The organism is Ruegeria sp. BC2, assembly GCF_056539245.1.
Genome location: NZ_JBQFUQ010000001.1, coordinates 1,823,538 through 1,843,243 on the forward strand (window position 1 = coordinate 1,823,538; position 19,706 = coordinate 1,843,243).

General features: G+C 60.3%; 24 protein-coding genes. 10 read left to right on the plus strand and 14 right to left on the minus strand.

What is annotated here, in order from left to right; all coding sequences use genetic code 11:
* Window positions 1-81: 81 nt before the first annotated feature.
* Window positions 82-513, plus strand: a complete 432-nt coding sequence (locus ACR0CU_RS09055; RefSeq protein ID WP_170446816.1) for a protein tyrosine phosphatase family protein — start codon at window positions 82-84, stop codon at window positions 511-513.
* A gap of 9 nt (window positions 514-522) precedes the next feature.
* Here the strand turns inward: ACR0CU_RS09055 and ACR0CU_RS09060 are convergent, their stop codons facing one another.
* From ACR0CU_RS09060 to ACR0CU_RS09080, 5 genes are all read right to left on the minus strand, one after another.
* The gene (locus tag ACR0CU_RS09060) at window positions 523-1,620 is read right to left on the minus strand and encodes a FliM/FliN family flagellar motor switch protein (protein WP_170446818.1); all 1,098 of its coding nucleotides are present in this window, start codon (window positions 1,618-1,620) and stop codon (window positions 523-525) included.
* A 77-nt stretch (window positions 1,621-1,697) separates the two neighbouring features.
* Window positions 1,698-4,376 carry an ATP-binding protein gene (locus tag ACR0CU_RS09065; protein ID WP_480642866.1) on the minus strand — a complete coding sequence of 893 codons (2,679 nt, stop codon included), beginning with the start codon at window positions 4,374-4,376 and terminating at the stop codon, window positions 1,698-1,700.
* Window positions 4,364-4,684, minus strand: a complete 321-nt coding sequence (locus ACR0CU_RS09070; protein ID WP_170446822.1) for a hypothetical protein — start codon at window positions 4,682-4,684, stop codon at window positions 4,364-4,366. Before ACR0CU_RS09070 ends, ACR0CU_RS09065 begins: the two co-directional genes overlap by 13 nt.
* Window positions 4,681-5,061, minus strand: a complete 381-nt coding sequence (locus ACR0CU_RS09075) for a response regulator transcription factor (protein WP_093962675.1) — start codon at window positions 5,059-5,061, stop codon at window positions 4,681-4,683. The genes ACR0CU_RS09070 and ACR0CU_RS09075 overlap by 4 nt, the downstream gene beginning before the upstream one ends.
* Window positions 5,062-5,139: 78 nt before the next feature.
* Window positions 5,140-6,435, minus strand: coding sequence for a helix-turn-helix domain-containing protein (locus ACR0CU_RS09080; protein ID WP_170446824.1), 1,296 nt, complete (start codon window positions 6,433-6,435; stop codon window positions 5,140-5,142).
* 220 nt (window positions 6,436-6,655) lie between these two features.
* Here ACR0CU_RS09080 and ACR0CU_RS09085 point away from each other — a divergent pair, with 220 nt between their 5' ends.
* The 4 genes from ACR0CU_RS09085 to aat all read left to right on the plus strand — a co-directional run bounded on the left by ACR0CU_RS09085 (window position 6,656) and on the right by aat (window position 9,883).
* Entirely contained in the window at window positions 6,656-7,192 is a 537-nt protein-coding gene (locus tag ACR0CU_RS09085) for a LuxR C-terminal-related transcriptional regulator (RefSeq protein WP_093962677.1), read from the plus strand.
* 149 nt (window positions 7,193-7,341) lie between these two features.
* Entirely contained in the window at window positions 7,342-7,839 is a 498-nt protein-coding gene (accB, locus tag ACR0CU_RS09090; RefSeq protein WP_170337596.1) for an acetyl-CoA carboxylase biotin carboxyl carrier protein, read from the plus strand.
* A 9-nt stretch (window positions 7,840-7,848) separates the two neighbouring features.
* A complete protein-coding gene (gene accC / locus ACR0CU_RS09095; RefSeq protein WP_170446826.1) occupies window positions 7,849-9,195 on the plus strand; it encodes an acetyl-CoA carboxylase biotin carboxylase subunit in 1,347 nt (448 codons plus the stop codon).
* 55 nt (window positions 9,196-9,250) lie between these two features.
* A complete protein-coding gene (gene aat, locus ACR0CU_RS09100; protein ID WP_093962680.1) occupies window positions 9,251-9,883 on the plus strand; it encodes a leucyl/phenylalanyl-tRNA--protein transferase in 633 nt (210 codons plus the stop codon).
* Here aat and ACR0CU_RS09105 read toward each other — a convergent pair.
* The 6 genes from ACR0CU_RS09105 to ACR0CU_RS09130 form a co-directional block, all read right to left on the minus strand.
* Window positions 9,847-10,206, minus strand: coding sequence for a DUF2155 domain-containing protein (locus tag ACR0CU_RS09105; protein WP_170446828.1), 360 nt, complete (start codon window positions 10,204-10,206; stop codon window positions 9,847-9,849). The genes aat and ACR0CU_RS09105 overlap by 37 nt on opposite strands.
* A complete protein-coding gene (mlaD, locus tag ACR0CU_RS09110) occupies window positions 10,203-10,655 on the minus strand; it encodes an outer membrane lipid asymmetry maintenance protein MlaD (protein ID WP_170446830.1) in 453 nt (150 codons plus the stop codon). Before mlaD ends, ACR0CU_RS09105 begins: the two co-directional genes overlap by 4 nt.
* A gap of 11 nt (window positions 10,656-10,666) precedes the next feature.
* On the minus strand, window positions 10,667-11,050 hold the full coding sequence (locus ACR0CU_RS09115; protein ID WP_093962683.1) for an NADH:ubiquinone oxidoreductase subunit NDUFA12: 384 nt from the start codon (window positions 11,048-11,050) through the stop codon (window positions 10,667-10,669).
* A gap of 79 nt (window positions 11,051-11,129) precedes the next feature.
* Window positions 11,130-11,492: a RidA family protein gene (locus ACR0CU_RS09120; protein ID WP_170338037.1), complete on the minus strand. Its 363-nt coding sequence runs from the start codon at window positions 11,490-11,492 to the stop codon at window positions 11,130-11,132.
* A 64-nt stretch (window positions 11,493-11,556) separates the two neighbouring features.
* The gene (clpX, locus tag ACR0CU_RS09125) at window positions 11,557-12,825 is read right to left on the minus strand and encodes an ATP-dependent Clp protease ATP-binding subunit ClpX (RefSeq protein ID WP_170337591.1); all 1,269 of its coding nucleotides are present in this window, start codon (window positions 12,823-12,825) and stop codon (window positions 11,557-11,559) included.
* A gap of 136 nt (window positions 12,826-12,961) precedes the next feature.
* Entirely contained in the window at window positions 12,962-13,594 is a 633-nt protein-coding gene (locus ACR0CU_RS09130; RefSeq protein ID WP_170446832.1) for an ATP-dependent Clp protease proteolytic subunit, read from the minus strand.
* Window positions 13,595-13,947: 353 nt separating this feature from the next.
* On the opposite strand from ACR0CU_RS09130, the gene ACR0CU_RS09135 reads away from it, so the two are divergent.
* Entirely contained in the window at window positions 13,948-14,283 is a 336-nt protein-coding gene (locus tag ACR0CU_RS09135) for an ArsR/SmtB family transcription factor (RefSeq protein WP_093962687.1), read from the plus strand.
* 56 nt (window positions 14,284-14,339) lie between these two features.
* Here ACR0CU_RS09135 and ACR0CU_RS09140 read toward each other — a convergent pair whose 3' ends face one another.
* Window positions 14,340-15,401 carry a zinc ABC transporter substrate-binding protein gene (locus tag ACR0CU_RS09140; protein WP_480642870.1) on the minus strand — a complete coding sequence of 354 codons (1,062 nt, stop codon included), beginning with the start codon at window positions 15,399-15,401 and terminating at the stop codon, window positions 14,340-14,342.
* Window positions 15,402-15,492: 91 nt separating this feature from the next.
* Between ACR0CU_RS09140 and ACR0CU_RS09145 the strand changes: the two genes are divergently transcribed.
* From ACR0CU_RS09145 to ACR0CU_RS09160, 4 genes are all read left to right on the plus strand, one after another.
* A complete protein-coding gene (locus tag ACR0CU_RS09145) occupies window positions 15,493-15,972 on the plus strand; it encodes a Fur family transcriptional regulator (RefSeq protein ID WP_170368787.1) in 480 nt (159 codons plus the stop codon).
* Window positions 15,969-16,712: an ATP-binding cassette domain-containing protein gene (locus tag ACR0CU_RS09150; RefSeq protein ID WP_170435211.1), complete on the plus strand. Its 744-nt coding sequence runs from the start codon at window positions 15,969-15,971 to the stop codon at window positions 16,710-16,712. The genes ACR0CU_RS09145 and ACR0CU_RS09150 overlap by 4 nt, the downstream gene beginning before the upstream one ends.
* Complete coding sequence (locus ACR0CU_RS09155; RefSeq protein WP_170522799.1) at window positions 16,712-17,506, plus strand: metal ABC transporter permease; 795 nt, start codon at window positions 16,712-16,714, stop codon at window positions 17,504-17,506. Before ACR0CU_RS09150 ends, ACR0CU_RS09155 begins: the two co-directional genes overlap by 1 nt.
* Window positions 17,507-17,579: 73 nt before the next feature.
* Window positions 17,580-17,717, plus strand: a complete 138-nt coding sequence (locus tag ACR0CU_RS09160; protein ID WP_093962692.1) for an entericidin A/B family lipoprotein — start codon at window positions 17,580-17,582, stop codon at window positions 17,715-17,717.
* A gap of 954 nt (window positions 17,718-18,671) precedes the next feature.
* On the opposite strand, the gene ACR0CU_RS09165 is transcribed toward ACR0CU_RS09160, so the two are convergent.
* Together ACR0CU_RS09165 and ACR0CU_RS09170 are read right to left on the minus strand one after the other, a co-directional pair.
* Window positions 18,672-19,124: a hypothetical protein gene (locus tag ACR0CU_RS09165; RefSeq protein WP_170446839.1), complete on the minus strand. Its 453-nt coding sequence runs from the start codon at window positions 19,122-19,124 to the stop codon at window positions 18,672-18,674.
* A 123-nt stretch (window positions 19,125-19,247) separates the two neighbouring features.
* Window positions 19,248-19,562 carry a hypothetical protein gene (locus tag ACR0CU_RS09170; RefSeq protein WP_110644555.1) on the minus strand — a complete coding sequence of 105 codons (315 nt, stop codon included), beginning with the start codon at window positions 19,560-19,562 and terminating at the stop codon, window positions 19,248-19,250.
* Between the last annotated feature and the right edge of the window lie 144 nt (window positions 19,563-19,706).

Sequence of the window (19,706 nt, forward strand, 5' to 3'; positions counted from 1 at the left end):
GCCGTGGAAGAAAATGCATTGCGCAAGAACGGTCACGCCGTGGAACTGGACAGGGCTGACTCTGCGACCTAAGAAATCGGCATGGAGATTCGACAGATCACGCCCCGCTATTTCGTCTCGCCGCAGATCACGGTCGAGGATGTGCCCGCCATCGTTGCCGCCGGCTTCGTCAAGGTAATCTGCAACCGTCCGAATGTTGAAGTGCCTGCCACCATGCAATCCGAGGTAATCGGCCAGGCCGTGCGGGATGCGGGTCTCGAGTTTGAGGTGCTTGAACTGACGCACCAAACCATGACGCCCGAGAACGTGGCACGGCAGCGCGACCTTGCCGAGTCCTGCGAAGGCCCGGTTCTTGCCTACTGTGCCTCGGGCACCCGCTGTTCTGTCGTTTGGGCCCTTGGGCAGTGCGACAAGATGAGCCCCGATGAAATACTCGAAGCCACGGCAAAGGCGGGCTACGCGCTGGACGGTTTACGGCCGGCATTGGTGCAGATCCGAGCTGCGAACACCTGATTTCATACGTCAGTCGTTGGGTCGTTCCGCAGGAGCAGGAAGACCCGCCAATTCGGATATTTCGGACGCGAGGCGGTCGGTGCTTGCTTGCGCGAAGTCTTTATCCACTGCGGATTGCGCATGCGATCGGTCTTGGGCAACGGCGTCCTGACGCGACAAATCAACATCTGCCATTTCAACCGGCGCGTCCCTTCGCTTGTGCTCGATAAAGCTCTGCGCTTCGGGTCGTGTTGGAGCGGGTGGCTGCAGAAATTCGTTGATCCGCACGGCCCGTTGACCGCCACATTGGCCCAGACGTCCTGTAGTGGCCTGGGTCCGATCAATCGCGGCAATGTCGATCCGATCAAGTCGCGCGCCCGCAAGTGGCAGCAGATCCCCGATGCCCAGATCCGACAGCGTTGTCAGCGGAAGATGCGTCCGACAAATCACCGCGTTAAGTTCGGCCCGAACCACGCCTGCAGCTTGCGACAGTGTCTTGAGCGGTTCCAAATCTGCGTGTTTGGCCTGCCCCTCGGCCACCGAGATTTCCGGCAGCAGTATGAGGACCGTTCCCTGCCGTACACCGCCCTCGACTTCAACCGTGAACTCGAACGCATCATACCCGTCCTCGACCAGTGCCAAAAAAAGCGTGCGCCGATCGACCGCCCTTGAGGCGAACTCATATCCATTCAGGCGGGCTGCATCGCTTTGATCATCGGCCAGTTTCCGAGCCCGTTCCAGCATGTCCTCGACCAACGGGACCACCATTGCCGCATCGGTGTCGGTGAGGGCGCGAGGCTGGGGCGGGTCCGGGAATACTTCGCCCATCGTCTGCTTCTGGATAACTGCCGAGACCAAACTGGCGTCCACGACAACACTGGCCACCCTGCCCTCTTTGGTCGCGAACAGCAGAAACAACTGACCGTCTTCCAGCCCGCTCGTGACGACTTCCTGGCATCTTCCGGCCTGTTTCGCGCCAATGACAGATGCTGACAGCTTGAATCGTTCGACCGCGGCACGGGCAATCGCAAGGCGCAATGCCCGCAGCAGCGCCCGGGATTTGCTACCCGCCCCCTCTTGTCCTGCCGACAATTTGCGCGCCAAGGCCGCGCTGACAGTCTTTGACATCGCAACGGTCCGCCAGTTTCGATTCTGCTTGTTCCTGGTTTAGCCCATTGTTCGTTACGAATACCTTTACTTGCCCGCTACTGAGCGGCCTGCCGATGAGGCAATGGCAGGCTCACGCGGAACGCTGCGCCGCCCTGCCCGGGCAGATAGGTGATTTCTCCTCCAAGCCGGTGCATGATCTCACGGCAAATTGCCAAGCCAAGGCCCGCACCGCCCGCCTTGTCGAATCCGACCCGCGCGAATTTCTCAAAGATCATCGACTGGGAGTCCGGCGGGATGCCGCTGCCGTTGTCGACAAAGTCGATCACCGCCTGGCCGCCGACATCATGGGCTGAAATCGTCAGGACCGGCTCGGGCGCGTCACAGTATTTCTGTGCGTTCGAAATCAGATTGATGAAGACCTGCCCGAGGCGATCCAGATCGGAATGCAACGCGATGCGCTCGGCGGACAGATTGCGGCGAATGGTCAAAAGGCTGTCTGCCCCGGCCATAGTCGTTGAAACGGCCCGATCCAGAACCGTTCGCAAGCTGGCATCACCCATATTCAGGCTGACCTGACCGTTTTCCAGAACGCTCAGGTCCAGCAGGTCATCCAGCAGCCGCGTCAGACGCAGCGCTTCGTCATGGATGATTGTCGCATAACGCCGGGAATCCTCAGCGCTCAGCCCGTCAGTGTCCCGCATGATCTCCGAAAAGGCACGAATGGACGTCATCGGAGTGCGCAACTCGTGGCTGACCTGCCCCAGAAAAGCATCTTTCTGACGCGAAATCTGTGTCAGTTTTTCGTTGGCCTCACGCAGCTTGCGGGCCGTTCGGCTCAGTTCGGCCGACTTCGCCTCAAGCTGGCTGGAGTATTCCAGCAACTGCGCGGATTCGTCGGCCACCGCCAACAGATCCTCGACCGAAACGGACGAACCTCCGACGATCTGCCCGATCATGGCATGAGCCGTGGCCGCGCCGACCGAGCCGCTCAATTCGCGTTCCAGCCGTTCCAGAAAACCCGGCGTAGGTTCTGGCCAGCGCCCGCGCACGCCCTGCTTTTCCGCCTCGGCCTGAAAGAAATCCTGAGCGGGACCGGCCCCGAGGATCCGTTGGGTCATGATCATCAGGTCTTCACTCTGGGCAACGGATCCCGTCCACCCCCCGGGCGCGACAGAATGATCAAAGACGTTGACGAACTGCGCCCCCTGCAACCGTTCAAGCGGGCTGGGAAAGCTCAGGAGAGACGCGAGGCAAAAGGCCAACGTGTTCAGTGACAGCGACCAAAGCACCGTGTGGGTCATCGGGTCCAAACCATCAAGGCCGAACAACGCCTGCGGACGCAGCCACCCCAGACCGAAAGGACCGTTTTCAATGACCGAGGCGGACATGACATTACCGCCCATTCCCGGCAGTAACAGCGTGTAGATCCAAAGGAAGAACCCCACGCTCAGCCCAACAAGGGCACCTGTCCGTGTCGCCCCGCGCCAGAACAGGCCGCCAACCAGAGCCGGCAGAATCTGCGACACACCTGCAAACGCCACCAGGCCGATCGAGGCCAGCGCGGCGCCGCCACCGGACATACGATAGTAGAAGAACCCCAAGGCCATGATGGCGGCAATCGAAACCCGGCGCGCCATCAGCACCACGTTTCGCACATCGCCTGACATGGAACTGGCGTTCTCGCGCGTGTTCAGCCAGATCGGCATCACGACGTGGTTCGAGACCATGGTCGACAGGGCCATCGCCGTCACAATGACCATCGACGTGGCCGACGAAAAACCGCCGATGAAGGACAGCATCGCCAGCCAGTCATTCCCCTGTGACAGAGGAACCGTCAGCACGAAAAGGTCCGGATTTGACCCGGCCGGCAGCAGATCCAGCCCGACAACCGCAATGGGAACCACGAAAAGGCTCATCAAAAGAAGATAGAGCGGGAACGCCCAGGCCGCCGTTCTCAGGTGGCTTTCGTCGTCGTTCTCGACGACCATGACCTGAAACATCCTCGGCAAGCAGACAAAAGCAGCCGCCGACAGGAAGGTAATGGCCATCCAGCGTCCGGTATCGACGTTCCAACGCCCGATTTCCGACGCGTCGATCCGCTCCATCATGGGCGTGACGCCTCCGGCCACCCCCCAGACGACAAAGATGCCCACCGCCAACAAAGCGAACAGTTTGACGACGGATTCCAACGCGATGGCGGTCACCACGCCATGGTGCCGTTCATTGGCATCCAGGTTCCGGGTGCCGAACAGAATGGCGAACATGGCCAGACCCGCGGCCACCCAGAATACGCTGGCGCCCTCGCGGTAAAGGCCCGAAGGGTCGGCCTCCGCGAAAATCGAGAACGACAGTGTAATCGATTGAAGTTGCAGCGCGATATAGGGTGTGCCCCCCAGCACGGCGAGGATCGTCACACAAATGGCCAAGGTGTTCGACTTGCCATAACGCGATGAGATCAAGTCGGCGACTGATGTCACCCTCTGGCTGCGACCCACCCGCACCAGCTTGCGCAGCCCCCACCACCAGCTGATCATCACCAAGGTCGGCCCAAGGTAGATCGTCACGAATTCCAGACCGGACCTGGCCGCATTGCCGACCGCGCCATAGAAGGTCCAGGCCGTGCAGTAGATCGACAAAGACAGCGTGTAGATCAACGGTGACCGCAGCCATTTGCCTCGCCCCGCTGCGGCCATTCGATCGGCTGCGAACGCAACGCCGAACAAAAGCACGACGTAGCCCAGGCAAACAAGGATCAGGACGTTCAGCGTGGCCATTGCTCACTCTCTGCCGCGGACCCCTCCGAGGACGACATCCGCCGGGCGGCAAAGCCGAACAGAAGGCTGACCACGATCAGGGCGGCCCAGCATGAAAAGATATAAAGAATGGCCGACGACAACGGGACGCCAGAGTTTTCCGGCCCCGGATCCGGCCACAGCAGCGGGATGCAGATCAGGCCCGCGCCGACAAAGGGCAGCATTCGGGCCGCATCGGCCAGCCTGCGGCGGCGGTAACTCTGCCGTTCCAAAAACACCGACGGACGCGGGCCTGTCGGGCGGGCTGGCTCGTTTTCCGGTGTGGTCATGACTGTGACGCCTGCGCGTGCAAATCACGCACAGCCGTCAGCACTTCGGTATTCGAGAACGGTTTCGTCATGAACCGGCTGACGCCTGCCTTTTCAGCCATCTCGCGGTCCCGCGACTGACCGCGAGCGGTCAGCATCAGAACAGGCAAGGCGCGCATCTCCTCGTGCTCGCGCAATTCGCGCAGAACATCCATACCGCTCTTGCCGGGCAGCATCACATCCAGAATGACCAGATCAGGCTGCGCAGACAATATCGTTTGAACCGCGTTTTCACCTTCGGCATGGGTTTCGACCTGCCACCCTTCGCGGGTCAGCAGAAACCTGATTGCCTCCGTGATGTTCGGTTCATCCTCGATCAACAGAACCTTGCGGCTCATATGTTCACTTCCTCCCCAAGACCGGTCGCACCTCCAGCCACCTGCCAAGTGCAGATTAATCGCTGTGTCAGGAAACTGTCAAAAACCTTCACTCAAAATCGACGGCTCCCGCCGCGAGTCGCACGGCTTTCGGGGGCAGATCCTGCAGCTTGTGCCGACCTGTACCGGCAAGTCGGTGGCCACGCCGGGCTCTTCGACCGGCAGCACCAGCATCCCCGATCTGTACACAGGTTCCTGACCGAAGGCGCTGACGGGTTGAGGCCAGGCGATTGCAAAGCAGTCGAAATCCGCCGGCGTCCGGCCCAACAGGGTCACGCGTTTTCGGATCGGCACAAGGGGCCGGTTCAGTGCGCTGAAGACCGGCCACAAAGGACAGGCTTCGCCGTGGCGCGGCATTGCGAAACCGGGGACCGGCTTGAACAGCAAAATGCTTCCTGATGAATCGCATATGACCAACCCGGCCGGTCGCGGCATGACATCCTCGGGCAGAAACGCAAGCCGTCGCAGGACCGTCGGCACTTCAACCGAAAACCGCGCGGCAAGACGCAGAGGATCAACACCTTCGACCTCCAGTGACTGCGAAACCGCTTCCAGCGGCATGGCCCGGGCATCCGCCGCATAGGCGTCGAGCACCTGACGCGCGACAGATCTTGAGGCGGAAGATGCCATCTCGGCCTGCGCGAGGGATACCGGGTCCTGTCCTGTCTCAAGTTCCGGCAAATGAAACCCGCGCTTCTCCAGAAATGCCTCGACCTCCTCCATCGGCAACCCGCGCCGTTCGCCGGTGTCCTCGCTTTCGTCCAAAAAGGCGACCAAAGCTTTTGAGCTTTCGGCAAGACGTTCGGCATCTTGGTGCAGGTTTCGGTGGAATCTGTCGCGCCACTCGGCCTCGATCTCGCCCGGTTCGGCCAGGATGGCGGCTGTCGACCGAATCGCTGCTGCGGCGGACAGGACTTCGTGCATGGATGCCGCAAGGTGCGGGTCATGGGTCAGCCGGTCTGACAGGGTTTCCACGGTACGTTCCAGCGAAACCACCCGACGATGCATCTGTGCCAGTACAGCGGCCCAGCCGGGAAAGCGGCCGGCGAACTCATCCAGCGCCTCAACCTCGGCCTTTTGGCCGACCGCATCCGCCGCCGCCTCACGAAGAGCCGCGATCAGCGTCGCCTCGACCCCCTGTGTCAAAACCGAAGGCTCAACGGACAAAGCCGAAGCGATATCGACCAGCAGTTTGCCCCCGATGCGCCGCCGATTGTGCTCGATCAAGTTCAGATATGACGCTGAAATGCCGACCTGACGCGCCAGCTGGGCCTGACGCAAGCCCGAGATTTGCCGCCTTTCGCGGATACGGCTGCCCGTCAATGAATCACGCATGATGCCCCCGCCGAAATGTGTTCGAGTTGCCCTCGAAACAACCCCGTATTTTCTGAATACTTCATGTATTTATATGATTTACGCCGCCCTTTTCAAAGCAGTTTTACAACATTGACAATGTCGTGGCTTTCACCGGGCTCTGATCGCTTTCGGACGCCAAAGCAATCCTGTGCTGCAATGCCCTCTTCAATTCCGGCCGAATTGGCGGCACGATAGGCAAATGAGTGATCCGGCCTTCGAATACGCACCTATCGGGCTTGTCGAGCTTGAAAACCGCATCATCCGGCGGTGCAATTTGCAGTTTGCCCGGACATTCGGGGGCAACGAATCCGACTACCGCAACCTGCCTTTGCTGCACCTTTACCCTTCCGTTGCCGATTGGGAGAGAATTGGCGCACGAAGTCTTCAGGTCATGCGGGACACCGGCTACTACACGGATGAGCGGGTCATGCGCCGCCGCAACGGCGACTTGTTCTGGTGTCGCGCCCGCGGCCGGTCGCTGACACCCGATGACCCATTTCGCCATGGAATATGGAGCTTTTCCGACATTTCCGAGGAACGCCCGCTGGTCGAATTGACCAAACGCGAACGTGAAGTCGCGATCCTGTCCTGTCGCGGCCTGTCGGCCAAGGAAATAGGCGTCGAACTGGGGCTCAGCTACCGGACCATCGAAGCCTACCGCGCCCGGCTGCTTGAGAAATTCGGCGCGCGCAAGCTGCCGGAACTGGTCGCCAAACTGTCCGGCACGCCGCTCTGACCGTCGTGGACCCTGCCGATAAGGCAGAAACCGGGGCAGGACGGCCCCAGTCGGCGCTTTTCATGGCCGCGCGGTTGCCTTATAACGCAGCGTAATTGACCAGAGCCCGCGCAGACAGACGGGCCAAAGGGGAACCTTCGAGGACACTCATGACAGACAACAGACACGAAGCGGATGTGACGTTCATCAAGGCACTGGCCGAACTCTTGCGCGAAAACGACCTGACCGAGTTGCAGGTGAAACGGGAATATGGCGAAGAAGACAGCCTGAACGTCCGGGTCAGCCGAGTGAGCCCGACCGCCGCGCCTGTGCAAGTTGCCGTTCCGGCACCCGCTGCCGCGCCGGCACCTGTCGCAGCCCCCGCTGCTGCCCCCGCCGAAGCACCCGCTGCCGTCGAGGACCCGGCGAGCCACCCCGGCGCGGTGACCTCGCCCATGGTTGGTACCGTCTACATGCAGCCGGAACCCGGCGCGTCCCCGTTCATTGCCGTCGGCGCATCTGTTTCCGAAGGCGACACGCTGCTGATCGTCGAAGCGATGAAGACCATGAACCACATCCACGCCCCCAAATCCGGGACCGTCAAGCGGATCCTGGTCGGGGATGGCGACGCTGTCGAATTCGGCACTCCTCTGGTCATCATCGAGTAAGGCGGGCCCATGTTCGACAAGATCCTGATTGCCAACCGAGGCGAGATCGCCCTGCGTGTGATCCGCGCCGCGCGCGAGATGGGGATTGCGACGGTTGCCGTGCACTCGACCGCCGACAGTGACGCCATGCACGTGCGCATGGCTGACGAGTCCGTATGTATCGGACCGGCACCCGGCCCCCAAAGCTATCTCTCGATGCCCGCGATCATCTCGGCCTGTGAAATCACCGGCGCCCAAGCGATCCACCCTGGCTATGGCTTTCTGTCCGAAAATGCCGAGTTCGTTCAGATCGTCGAGGACCACGGCATCACGTTCATCGGCCCCACCGCCGAACACATCCGCATCATGGGCGACAAGATCACCGCCAAGGACACCATGAAAGATCTGGGCGTTCCCTGCGTACCGGGATCGGACGGTGGCGTTCCAGATCTTGAGGCCGCCAAGCGCATCGGTGAAGAGATCGGCTATCCGGTCATCATCAAGGCCACCGCCGGTGGCGGTGGACGCGGCATGAAGGTCGCGCAGACCGCGGCCGAAATGGAAAGCGCCTTCATGACCGCGCGGGCAGAGGGCAAGGCTGCGTTCGGCAATGACGAGGTCTATATCGAGAAATACCTGACCACGCCCCGCCACATCGAGATTCAGGTCTTCGGCGACGGCAAGGGCAATGCGGTCCACCTGGGTGAGCGCGACTGTTCGCTGCAGCGCCGTCACCAGAAAGTATTCGAAGAGGCCCCGGGCCCCTGCATCACTCCTGAGGAGCGCGCCAAAATCGGCAAGGTCTGCGCGGATGCGGTCGCCAAGATCAACTATATCGGCGCGGGTACGATCGAGTTCCTGTATGAAAATGGCGAGTTCTATTTCATTGAGATGAACACCCGCCTGCAGGTCGAACACCCTGTGACCGAAGGCATTTTCGGCGTCGACCTTGTTCGCGAGCAGATCCTTGTTGCGGCCGGAGAACCGATGTCGTTCGGCCAGGACGATCTGGAGATCAACGGCCACGCGATCGAAGTGCGGATCAACGCCGAAAAGCTGCCGAACTTCGCGCCCTGCCCCGGCAAGATCACGGCGTATCACGCGCCGGGCGGCCTGGGTGTCCGGATGGATTCGGCGCTGTACAACGGGTATTCGATCCCACCCTACTACGACTCGTTGATCGGCAAGCTGATTGTGCACGGGCGCGACCGCCCCGAAGCGCTGGCGCGGTTGAATCGGGCCTTGGGTGAATTGATCGTGGACGGTGTGGACACGACGGTTCCCCTGTTTCACGCACTTCTGCAGGAACCCGACATCCACAGCGGCGATTACAACATCCACTGGCTGGAGCACTGGCTTGCGGAGAACATGGCCTAGTATCGACCAAGCCGCGAGAGCACCCGCTCTTGGGCTTGTCGCCGCGGTGTGAGCCATGGGCCTGACGCCTGATCTGCTGTTGCACGGCTATTCCATCGGGATCTTCCCGATGGCCGAACACAGGAACGACCCGGATCTTTTCTGGGTCGATCCAAAGCTGCGGGGTGTATTCCCGTTGGACGGGTTTCACATCTCTCGCAGCCTTGCGCGACGCATCCGGAACTGCGGATTCTCCGTGACCATAAACCGGGATTTTGCAGCCGTCGTAGACGGATGCGCGGACCGGGCGGACACCTGGATCAATGAAGAACTGCGCAGGCTCTATGCGCAACTGCACCACTCGGGCCGCGCCCATTCACTTGAGGTTTGGGAGGGCGAGCAGATTGTCGGCGGCGTTTATGGCGTTGCTTTGGGTGCGGCATTTTTCGGGGAAAGCATGTTTTCGCGACGTACCGATGCGTCAAAAATTGCGCTTGCCTATTTGGTCGACCGATTGCGCCAGACAGGTTTTCAACTGTTCGACACACAATTTCTGACGGCGCACCTAGCTTCGCTGGGGGCGATCGAAATCCCCAGACAGCAATACCGCCAACTTCTGGATCAGGCCACTGCTGCCAGCGCAGATTTCACCGCCGAGGTGTGTCAGACCCCTCAAGGGGTGATACAGCGGATCACCCAGACGTCGTAGCGCGAGTGATCCAGGGCGTTGAGCGCCGGGGACGTGGCGATCATCCAGCCATCGAACAGCTGGTCGGCCTTTCCCTTTTCCCAGATCGTAAGATAGGCAAACGCGTCACCGGTCGGGTTTTCAGACGGATACCGGCAATCACCCAAGGCGACATCCAAGCCGAAAATTTCGACCGTATCACCGGTCGGCACCTGCACGTCCACCGTCTGACCGCTGACCTTGTCGAGGCCGCGCAGCATGGCCCCCGGTCCCGAGGAAACCCTCTGCTGCGCGCCTGCCGTCGTCGCGGCCAGCAGCAGCGCCATCAGGGCGGCACGCATCATTCGCTGCCATCCCCGGCCACAAACTTGACCAGCAACGAGATCAGGCTGACGGCACCTTGCGTGTCTTCAATCTGATCGCCCGGCTCAAAATAGAACGGAGAGCCGCCGGGCATGACCTCGACGAAGTTGCCCCCCAGAAGGCCTTCGGACGAGATCACGATCGCGCTGTCATCCGGAATCTGGATGTTATCGGCAACCGAAATCGTCGTATCGGCCCGGTAGGTTTCAGGGTTCAACTCGACATCGGTCACAGTGCCTATCTTTACACCCGCGAGGCGCACATCCGTGCCCACCGCCACACCCTCAAGCGACCGAAAGGACGCCTCAAGGTGATAGCCCCCGTTTTCGCGCGACCAGCCCGTGGACTGGCTGGCATACACGCTAAACGCCAATGCACTGGCCAGCACGACACCGCCGACAAGAACTTCGGTCATGTTGTGGGTCGACATGTGGATCTCGCTTATTCCGGGCTCCAGGCTTCGTAGTCCTTGCGCTCGATCGGATCGGGACGGCGCAGGGACCCCGCTGGCACATAGGCCATCGCGGTGCCCGTCAGATTTTCCTGATGCGGCTTTTCCCACGCCTTGTGTGGCAGTGGCTTGTCGGTCGGAGGCTCATCCCAGGTGCGGTGCAACCAGCCGTGCCATTCCGGGTCGATCCGGCTAGCCTCGGCCTCTCCATTGAAAATTACCCACCGTTTGCTGTCATCGGCGTTGCGATAAAACACGTTGCCCTGATCGTCCTCGCCCACCTTGATACCTTTGCGCGCAGTGTAGATCTGCGTGTTCAGAGTGGCCCCGTTCCACCAGGTCACGGCCCGCAAAAGAGTGTTCAGGATTCCCATCGGCTGCCTCCGGCATTTCTGTCCCTGCAGATATGGACCAAAGCCGAGCAGAGGTCCAGAGCCACAAATACCGCACCCATTACTTGGGCAAGAATGCGGTGACCTCGATTTCGATCCGGTATTTTGGATCAATCAATCCGCATTCGATCATCGTCGCAACAGGCGGGTTGGCACCGAACGTCTCAGCCAGGACCGGCCAGCACGCTTCAAATTCGCGGCGATCGGGCAGCATGTAAGTCACGCGCACCACGTCGGCAAAAGAGGCGCCCGCCTCTGCCAAGGCGTTGCCTATGATCGTCAGCGCCGAGCGGCATTGGTCGACGACGCCTTCGCCCTGCCCGACCGTTCCGGCAACATGGACCCAGCCACCCGCGACAACGGCCCGGCAGTAGCCGACCTTGGCTTCGAACTCACCGCCCGAGGAAATACGTTGGATCGTCATGACACCCTCACATGAAAACGGCGCGGACTTTGCCGCGCCGTATCTGCATTAAATTTCAAACAGTTCAGCCGGCAGATGCCGATTCCGGCGCGGCATCCGCATAGATGATCAGCGGCTGCGCGTCCGACGTCACGGCCTCTTCGTTCACGACCACCTTGGTCACGTTCTTCATGCCCGGCAGTTCGAACATCGTGTCCAAAAGAATGTCTTCCAGGATGGAACGCAGGCCGCGGGCACCGGTCTTGCGTTCGATCGCCTTTTTGGCAATCGCCGCAAGCGCGTCGTCGGTAAAGTCCAGTTCGACGTTCTCCAACTCGAACAAACGCTGGTATTGCTTGACCAGCGCGTTCTTGGGCTTGGTCAGGATGGTGACAAGCGCGTCCTCATCCAGGTCCTCAAGCGTTGCCAGCACCGGCAGACGTCCAACGAATTCCGGGATCAACCCGAATTTCAGCAGATCCTCGGGCTCGAGATCCTGAAAGATCTCGCCCACGCCGCGTTCGTCATTGTCACGCACATCGGCGCCAAAACCCATGGCCGAGCCTTTGCCGCGCTGCGCGATGATCTTGTCCAGACCTGCAAAAGCGCCGCCGCAGATGAACAGGATGTTGGTGGTGTCCACCTGCAGGAATTCCTGCTGCGGGTGCTTGCGCCCGCCCTGCGGCGGAACGCTAGCCACGGTTCCTTCCATCAGCTTCAGCAGGGCCTGCTGCACACCCTCGCCCGACACGTCGCGGGTGATCGAGGGGTTTTCGGATTTACGAGTGATCTTGTCGACCTCGTCGATATAGACGATGCCGCGCTGGGCGCGCTCGACATTGTATTCGCTGGCCTGCAACAGCTTGAGGATGATGTTCTCGACATCCTCGCCCACGTAACCGGCTTCGGTCAGCGTGGTCGCGTCAGCCATCGTGAACGGCACGTCCAGAATCCGCGCGAGCGTCTGCGCCAGCAAGGTTTTGCCGCACCCGGTCGGACCAATCAGCAGAATGTTCGACTTGGCCAACTCGATGTCACCACCGGCCTTCTGCGCGTGGTTCAGACGTTTGTAGTGGTTGTGCACGGCAACCGACAGGACACGCTTGGCCCGAGCCTGGCCGATGACATAGTCGTCCAACACCTCGCAGATATCTTTGGGGGTGGGCACACCGTCCGAGGATTTCAGTCCGCTGGCTTTGGTTTCCTCGCGGATGATGTCCATGCACAGTTCGACGCATTCATCACAGATGAACACGGTCGGTCCAGCAATAAGCTTACGCACCTCATGCTGGCTTTTTCCACAGAAGCTGCAGTAGAGCGTGTTCTTGCTGTCGCCGCCTGAATTCGTCGCCATGTTCTACCTTTCGGGCTCCATCCCTGCGGCCCGGATCCGGACCGCGCTTGCCGCCTGTCCGTGCAGCTTAGGCCAGCACCGGGGCAGCTACAATGTCAAAATCGCACCCCGCACCCGTGGGTGCGGGGTTTCCGCATCACGCTTCGTTCGGTTCGGATTTGGAGCGGCTTTCGACAATCTCGTCGATATGGCCCCACTCTTTTGCTTCTTCCGGGCTCATGAAATTGTCACGGTCCAAAGCCTTTTCAATGGCCTTTTTCGACTGTCCGGTATGCTTGGCATAGATATCGTACAAACGATCCTTCAGCTTCTGCGTTTCGGCCGCGTGAATCATGATGTCGCTGGCTTGACCCTGGTAACCGCCGCTGGGCTGGTGCACCATGATGCGGCTGTTCGGCAGCGAGAAGCGCATCCCCTTCTCTCCGCCCGCCAGCAGGACCGACCCCATCGAGGCCGCCTGGCCGATCACCAATGTCGAACATTTTGGCTTGATGTACTGCATTGTGTCGTAGATCGACAGACCGCTGGTCACGACACCGCCGGGCGAGTTGATGTAGATCGAGATTTCCTTGTTGGGATTCTCGGCTTCCAGATGCAGAAGCTGGGCTACGATCAGGTGGCTCATCCCGTCATGGATCGGGCCATTGATGAAGATGATCCGCTCCTTCAGCAGGCGCGAGAAGATGTCATAGGCCCTTTCGCCGCGGCTGGTCTGCTCAACGACCATCGGGACGAGCGTATTCATGTAGGTGTCAACTGGATCGAACATTCGGAACCTGCCTGCTTTGGTGTGAACCGGGACCATACCCGATGAGAAGTTACATGAGTCTTAGTGTTGCCTTCGGGGGCCTGCAAGGGGCAGCGGACACGCGACGCCGATTGAGAAATACGGATCAGTCCGCATCGTCGGGATCCCGCAAAACAGAGCGAACAACCGCGCAGAACGCAAATACCCGGCTGTTTTTTGGCCTCGCCGCCATTCACAGCGCTTTCATCACGCCATTTTGATCCATGCATATGGAAATATCTGATCATTCTATATAGAGACCCAATTCGCTCAGGCGAAACTAACAAAGGGAACACCTGCCCCACACTCACCAAGGGGCCAACAAGGACAAGAAGATGGCACTTCCCCAACTTTCCGAAGACATCTCGCGCGACGACATGGACCGGATGGCCGCTAACGCAACCCGCGCTTCGAATTTTCTGAAAGCGATCAGCCACGAGGGCCGGTTGATGATCCTCTGTCATCTGGTATCCGGCGAAAAATCGGTGACCGAACTCGAGTCACTGCTGTCCGCCCGACAGGCCGCCGTTTCACAGCAACTGTCGCGGCTGCGCCTTGAGGGGCTGGTCACGCCCCGGCGCGAAGGCAAGGCGATCTACTATCGCCTTGCAGATGACCGGCCTCGCAAAATGCTGGAAACGGTGTACGAGTTGTTCTGCGACGAGGAATAAGTCAGAAAACCCATTGAATGGCGAAGGGCGCAACAGATCGTTGCGCCCTTCTTTGTTCAGGAGTTGCTGCTGCAGGCCTGAAAACTTGCGGCCATTGCGCGCAACAGGTCCGGATACAGGGTTGGACCCGGCTCGAGCGTGGCACCGATCGGGTCCAGCACGAGGATTTGCACATCCATCCCCTCCGTCGCGGCGGAGATCAGACGGGTATCGTATTGCGGCTCGGAAAATGCACAATCAATGCCTTCCTCTGCAATCCGGGCTTTCAGCTCGGCCAGACGGGCCGGTCCGGGGGCAGACGCATCACCAAGGCTCACTGTGCCCGAAGATGCCAGATCGAACCGGTGTTCGAAATACTGGTAGGCGTCGTGAAAGGTGACAAACCGCAGCTCTGACTGCGCCAGATCCGCCCGTATCTCGGCTTCCAAAGCACTTAGACCTTCAACCGCCTTGTCAGCGTTGGCTTGGTACCGCGCAGCGTTATCCGGGTCCTTCTCCGACAGAGTTTCGGCAATTGCCTGCACCCAGACGCGCGCGTTTTCCGGGTCCAGCCAAGCATGCGGGTCTACACCGTCGTGGTCATGCCCGTGGTCATGGTCATCTGCATCGTGACCGGCGTGCTCTTCATGTTTCTCATGTTCATCGTGGTCCGCATGGTCGTCGTGACCTGCATGATCCTCGTGTTCATCGTGTGTCGCATGGTCATCATGGTCCGAATGATCGTCGTGCTCGTCGTGGTCTGCATGCTCCTCTTCTCCCTCATGATGATCGGCCACGTCGCGGAAATCGTGCTGCACAGTCCCTGCCACCTCCAGCAACTCAACCTGCGTCGCTCCCTCGGACAGGGCACCAAGTGGTCCCGTCATCCACGGGGTCAGTTCCGGGCCTACCCAAAAAACCACGTCCGCAGATTGCAACGCTCGGGCCTCGGACGGGCGCATGGCGTGGTCATGAGGTGAGGCTCCGGGCGGGATGATCAGGGAAGGCTCGGCAACACCGTCCATGACCTGGGCAACCAACGCGTGAACCGGTGCGATATCGACGGCAACGTTGGGCGCATCGGCCGCCGCCTTTCCGGCCAGCACGACGCCGGCCAGCAACAAGAATTTTCGGGACATGTCACCTCCTGAAATGATATGTTATTACATTGCTGGTCGGCTTGATATTGCCCACGTTATAACATATCAAGCCAAAAATTTCGGAGCGCACATGAGCACAGTAGGCTTCAGGCACCACAATCATAACCACTGCATGAAAACCGCGCTGAGCAAGGCCGAGGAAAAATGCGCCAACCAGAAGCTTCAGTTCACGGCGGTGCGCCGCCGCGTGTTGGAGATATTGTTGGAGCAGCACAAGGCAATGGGAGCTTATGACATTCTGGCTATTCTGTCGGCCGAAGGCATGGGGTCGCAACCTCCGGTGGCTTATCGTGCACTGGACTTCCTGGTGCAGCATGGGTTCGTGCACCGTATCGAGCAGATGAACGCCTATGCGGCCTGCGCCCACCCCACGCACGACCACGTGCCTGCGTTTCTGATTTGCCGGGCCTGCAAGGCCGTGGCCGAAACCGAAACCGAGCTGACTCAGGGCCGGCTTGGTGCTGCCGCCGACACATCAGGCTTCACCATTGAAAGGATTGTGGTCGAGGCCGAAGGTCTTTGCCCGGACTGCATTGGAACGCAGCCATGACGACCCCCCTCATTTCTCTACAGAACCTGTCGGTGCGCCTGGATGGCCGGCTCATTCTGGACAACGTATCAGCACAGATCGCCGCTGGTGAAATCGTCACCATTGTCGGCCCGAACGGTTCGGGAAAATCGACTCTGCTGCGCGCCATGATCGGAGCTGTTCCCGCGGCTCAGGGCACTGTTCGGCGCGCCCCGGGTTTGCGGATCGGCTATGTCCCCCAGAAACTTGCGCTGGACGCCGCCCTGCCGATGACTGTGCAACGATTCCTTGGTCTGCCGAAACGGGTTTCGGCCAGCAAGGCCAAAACCGCGCTTGAACTGGCCGGCGTGCCGGACTTGCGTGACAGACAGATGACCCGACTGTCCGGCGGTCAGTTTCAACGCGTCCTTCTGGCCCGCGCGCTGCTGGAAGAGCCTCAGGTGCTGCTGCTGGACGAAGCAACCCAGGGGCTTGATCAGCCCGGCGCAGCTGCCTTCTATGAACGCATTGAACAGGTTCGCACGGACCTCGGTTGCGCCATAGTCATGGTCAGCCATGACTTGCACGTCGTCATGGCCGCGTCCGACCGGGTTCTGTGCCTGAACGGGCATGTCTGCTGTGAAGGGGCACCCCAAATGGTCGCGGACGCGCCCGAATATCGGGCGTTGTTCGGCAGCGGAACGCGGGGCACGATGGCCTTGTACCAACACAAGCACAGTCATACCCACGATCACAATCACGCGCAGGATACGTCACACTGATGCTGGACGATTTCATGGTTCGCGCCGCCCTGGCAGGACTCGGTGTTTCGATCGCCGCGGCACCGCTGGGATGTTTTGTCGTCTGGCGGCGCATGGCCTATCTCGGAGAGGCCACCGCACATGCGGCCGTATTGGGTGTAGCGCTGGCGCTCAGCTTTTCTCTGCCGCTGCTGCCCGCAATCATTGCCGCTGCGCTTGCCATGGGCTTGTCGGTCAGCCTGCTGCGCGGTCGCGGTTACGCCATGGACACGCTTCTGGGTGTGATTGCACACACCGCACTGGCCGCCGGCTTGGTAACCGTGGCGTTGCTGTCCGATGTCCGACTGGACCTGAATGCCTTTTTGTTCGGCGATATCCTTGCCGTCACAAAGTCCGATCTGGCCACGATCTGGATCGGTGGCGCCACGATTCTGGCGCTGATGGTCTGGCGCTGGTCAGCCCTTCTGGTTTCGACACTCAACCCGGACTTGGCTCAGGCATCCGGGTTCGATCCTAAACGAGAAGAACTATGGCTGACTCTGGCGATGGCACTGGCCGTTGCGGTCGCCATCAAAGTTGTCGGAATTCTTCTGATCGCGGCCCTGCTGGTCATTCCAGCGGCCGGAGCCCGCCCTTTGGCCCGCACCCCAGAAAGTATGGCTTTCACCGCTGCGATCATAGGCTCGACGGCGGCGTTGGGCGGGCTGGGCGGTGCATATTGGGCGGATACACCCGCTGGACCAAGCATCGTTTGCGCGGCCGCGTTGATCTTTGTCGCGACGGCCATCCTTGGTCCCATCTTCCGCAAAGGCTGATCACCCAAAAAGGTTTGTCTGCATTGCCTGAATGGTGCTACCGATTGGTAGTCGACCAACCAAGGAGATATCGATGATCCGCACTATTCTGATCGGGCTGAGCCTTTTGGCCCTGACGGCCTGTGAAACCGCAAAAGGCGCGGGCAAAGACATCGAAAAAGCCGGCGACGCCATCCAGGGCGCGGCGACGGACGTTCAGGAAAGCCTCTGACACCCGTCAGCATCTAGCGGACAGCGGCGCAGCACTACCAACATATGGTTGAAAGTTCCGGGCGACCGGATTATTGTCCCTGCCACAGGTGCATAGACGCGGTAATGCATTACTGACACGACTGCGGGGTTCTTGTGCAATTGCGCAAGAACCCCGTTCCCGTTCTGACGGGCGGTGAGTGGAAGCCTGTACGAAACCGAAATCGGCAAAAGGAAAAGGCGCCAGGTGCGCAGACGCGGTCTTTGCATGTGCCCTTGCGGACACCCCTGACGCCTTGCCGGGTCGACACGCCCGAGGGACGCCCCGATCCAGTTGCTTCAGCCCCCGAGGGGACCTCGCTGCCGCAAAGCACCTGATGGCGCTCTGCCGCCCGCTCTGGCCTTCTGAGAAGCTGACCGCTCAAGCCGGGCTTGCGCCCCTCCTGACTGGTCACCTACCGGTAAGCCCTTGCAACCCGACGAAAATCCTAAGATCTGCCTGCGGTGCCAGGACCCCCTGACCTTTGCGTCCCGCCTTGGATCGTGATGAACCTTGGCGATGTGTGAACATTGGCACTCGCCCTCCCGTCCGGCAAGAAAATAGCACTGCAGCATGAAAAATAGCCGGGGATAAAATGTTGATATCCGGCTGGAAGACGATGTGGATAAGTCGGGAAATGATGAAATCGGGCTGGGTTGCGCTGGGAAAAGCCGAAGGTCGATTTCTCTCCGCTCAAATGGGCGATTTCTGCGGGTGCAAAAGGAAAATCCCGGCCCTCATGGCGGACCTGACGTGACAGATACGGGCATATCGTTCGAATCGCCATCGATGAGTCGCCACACGCAACGGTGAACGAACGTGCAGCCCACAAATTGAGAAGCGTTCCGACCCGGACGAGGCAACCTACTACTCTCCGTCTCCCGCAAAATCGGGCAACGGCAACTACCCCCTACAACCGCCTGGGCCGGAAACGCTTCAGTTCACCTGTCGTTCCAGAACCGTGCTGTAGGTGGTTCCAGTCCGCAGGCTACGGAAATCCGCATAGATCTTGCCGTCCTCGTACCGCGCATCGATCAGCGCATTGACGCCCCAGGTCGGATCAGCAGCGGTTTCGACAATGCCGATTTTGCCCGAGCCATCCTGGCTGATCGAGCCGGTGGCCTCATACATCGTCCAGTCATCCATGGCGTTGCGTCGCCACATGCTGGGCCCCCAGAACACGTTTTCGTGCTGCGCCTGGATCTCGAGCACCCATTCCGAGGTATTGAACCGCGGCGCGGTGGCGGTGTTGGCGTTCGAGGGCGACACCGTAGTCTGGCTGGCCGTCCACGTGCCGCGCAGGTCGGGCATGGCATCGGCGAGGGCGGCAGACCCCATTGTCAATGTGGCGGCCACGGCGGCGGCGCCGGCGGTCATGTATCTGGTCATGGGCTCTCTCCCTGTGATCGGCGGGCCTTGCTGGCCTGCTGAACAGATTGGGAGGGCGCGCGGCCGTTACAACTTACCTAAGGGAAACTTCATGAAGGGTTTATGCGGCGCTCACCGACGGGCTCAGGCCCATGCCAGCGCGGTGCCCGCGATGACAAGGGCGATGCCCAGCCCCTCGCGGTAGGAAAAGGACTCGCCGAACAGGAAGAACGAGGCGATGGCGATCAGCACGACCTCGGCCCCCAGAATGCCGGTATAGATGATGCCCAGCCGTTCATCGCGCAGCGCGGCGAGTTCCAGCGTGGCGGCGGCCAGCAAAGTGGCGACGATCAGCAGCCCCAACCCGAGGCCGGGGAGTTTCCACCAGAATTTCATTGAGATCATGGCCACGGAATAGAGACCCGCCGATCCAAGCGCGATGATGGGGATCATGGACATGGGGCCTCCGCCATTGGTTTCCGTTGGGTCAACCTTAGCAGGTGCGGGTTGGTGGGGCTGTGAAGTGGGTCACTTTATGAGGCGAGGCACGTTTTGGAAACTGGCCGGTGGGCCGTTTCAATGCCGAACGGGCGAAGTCCTGGG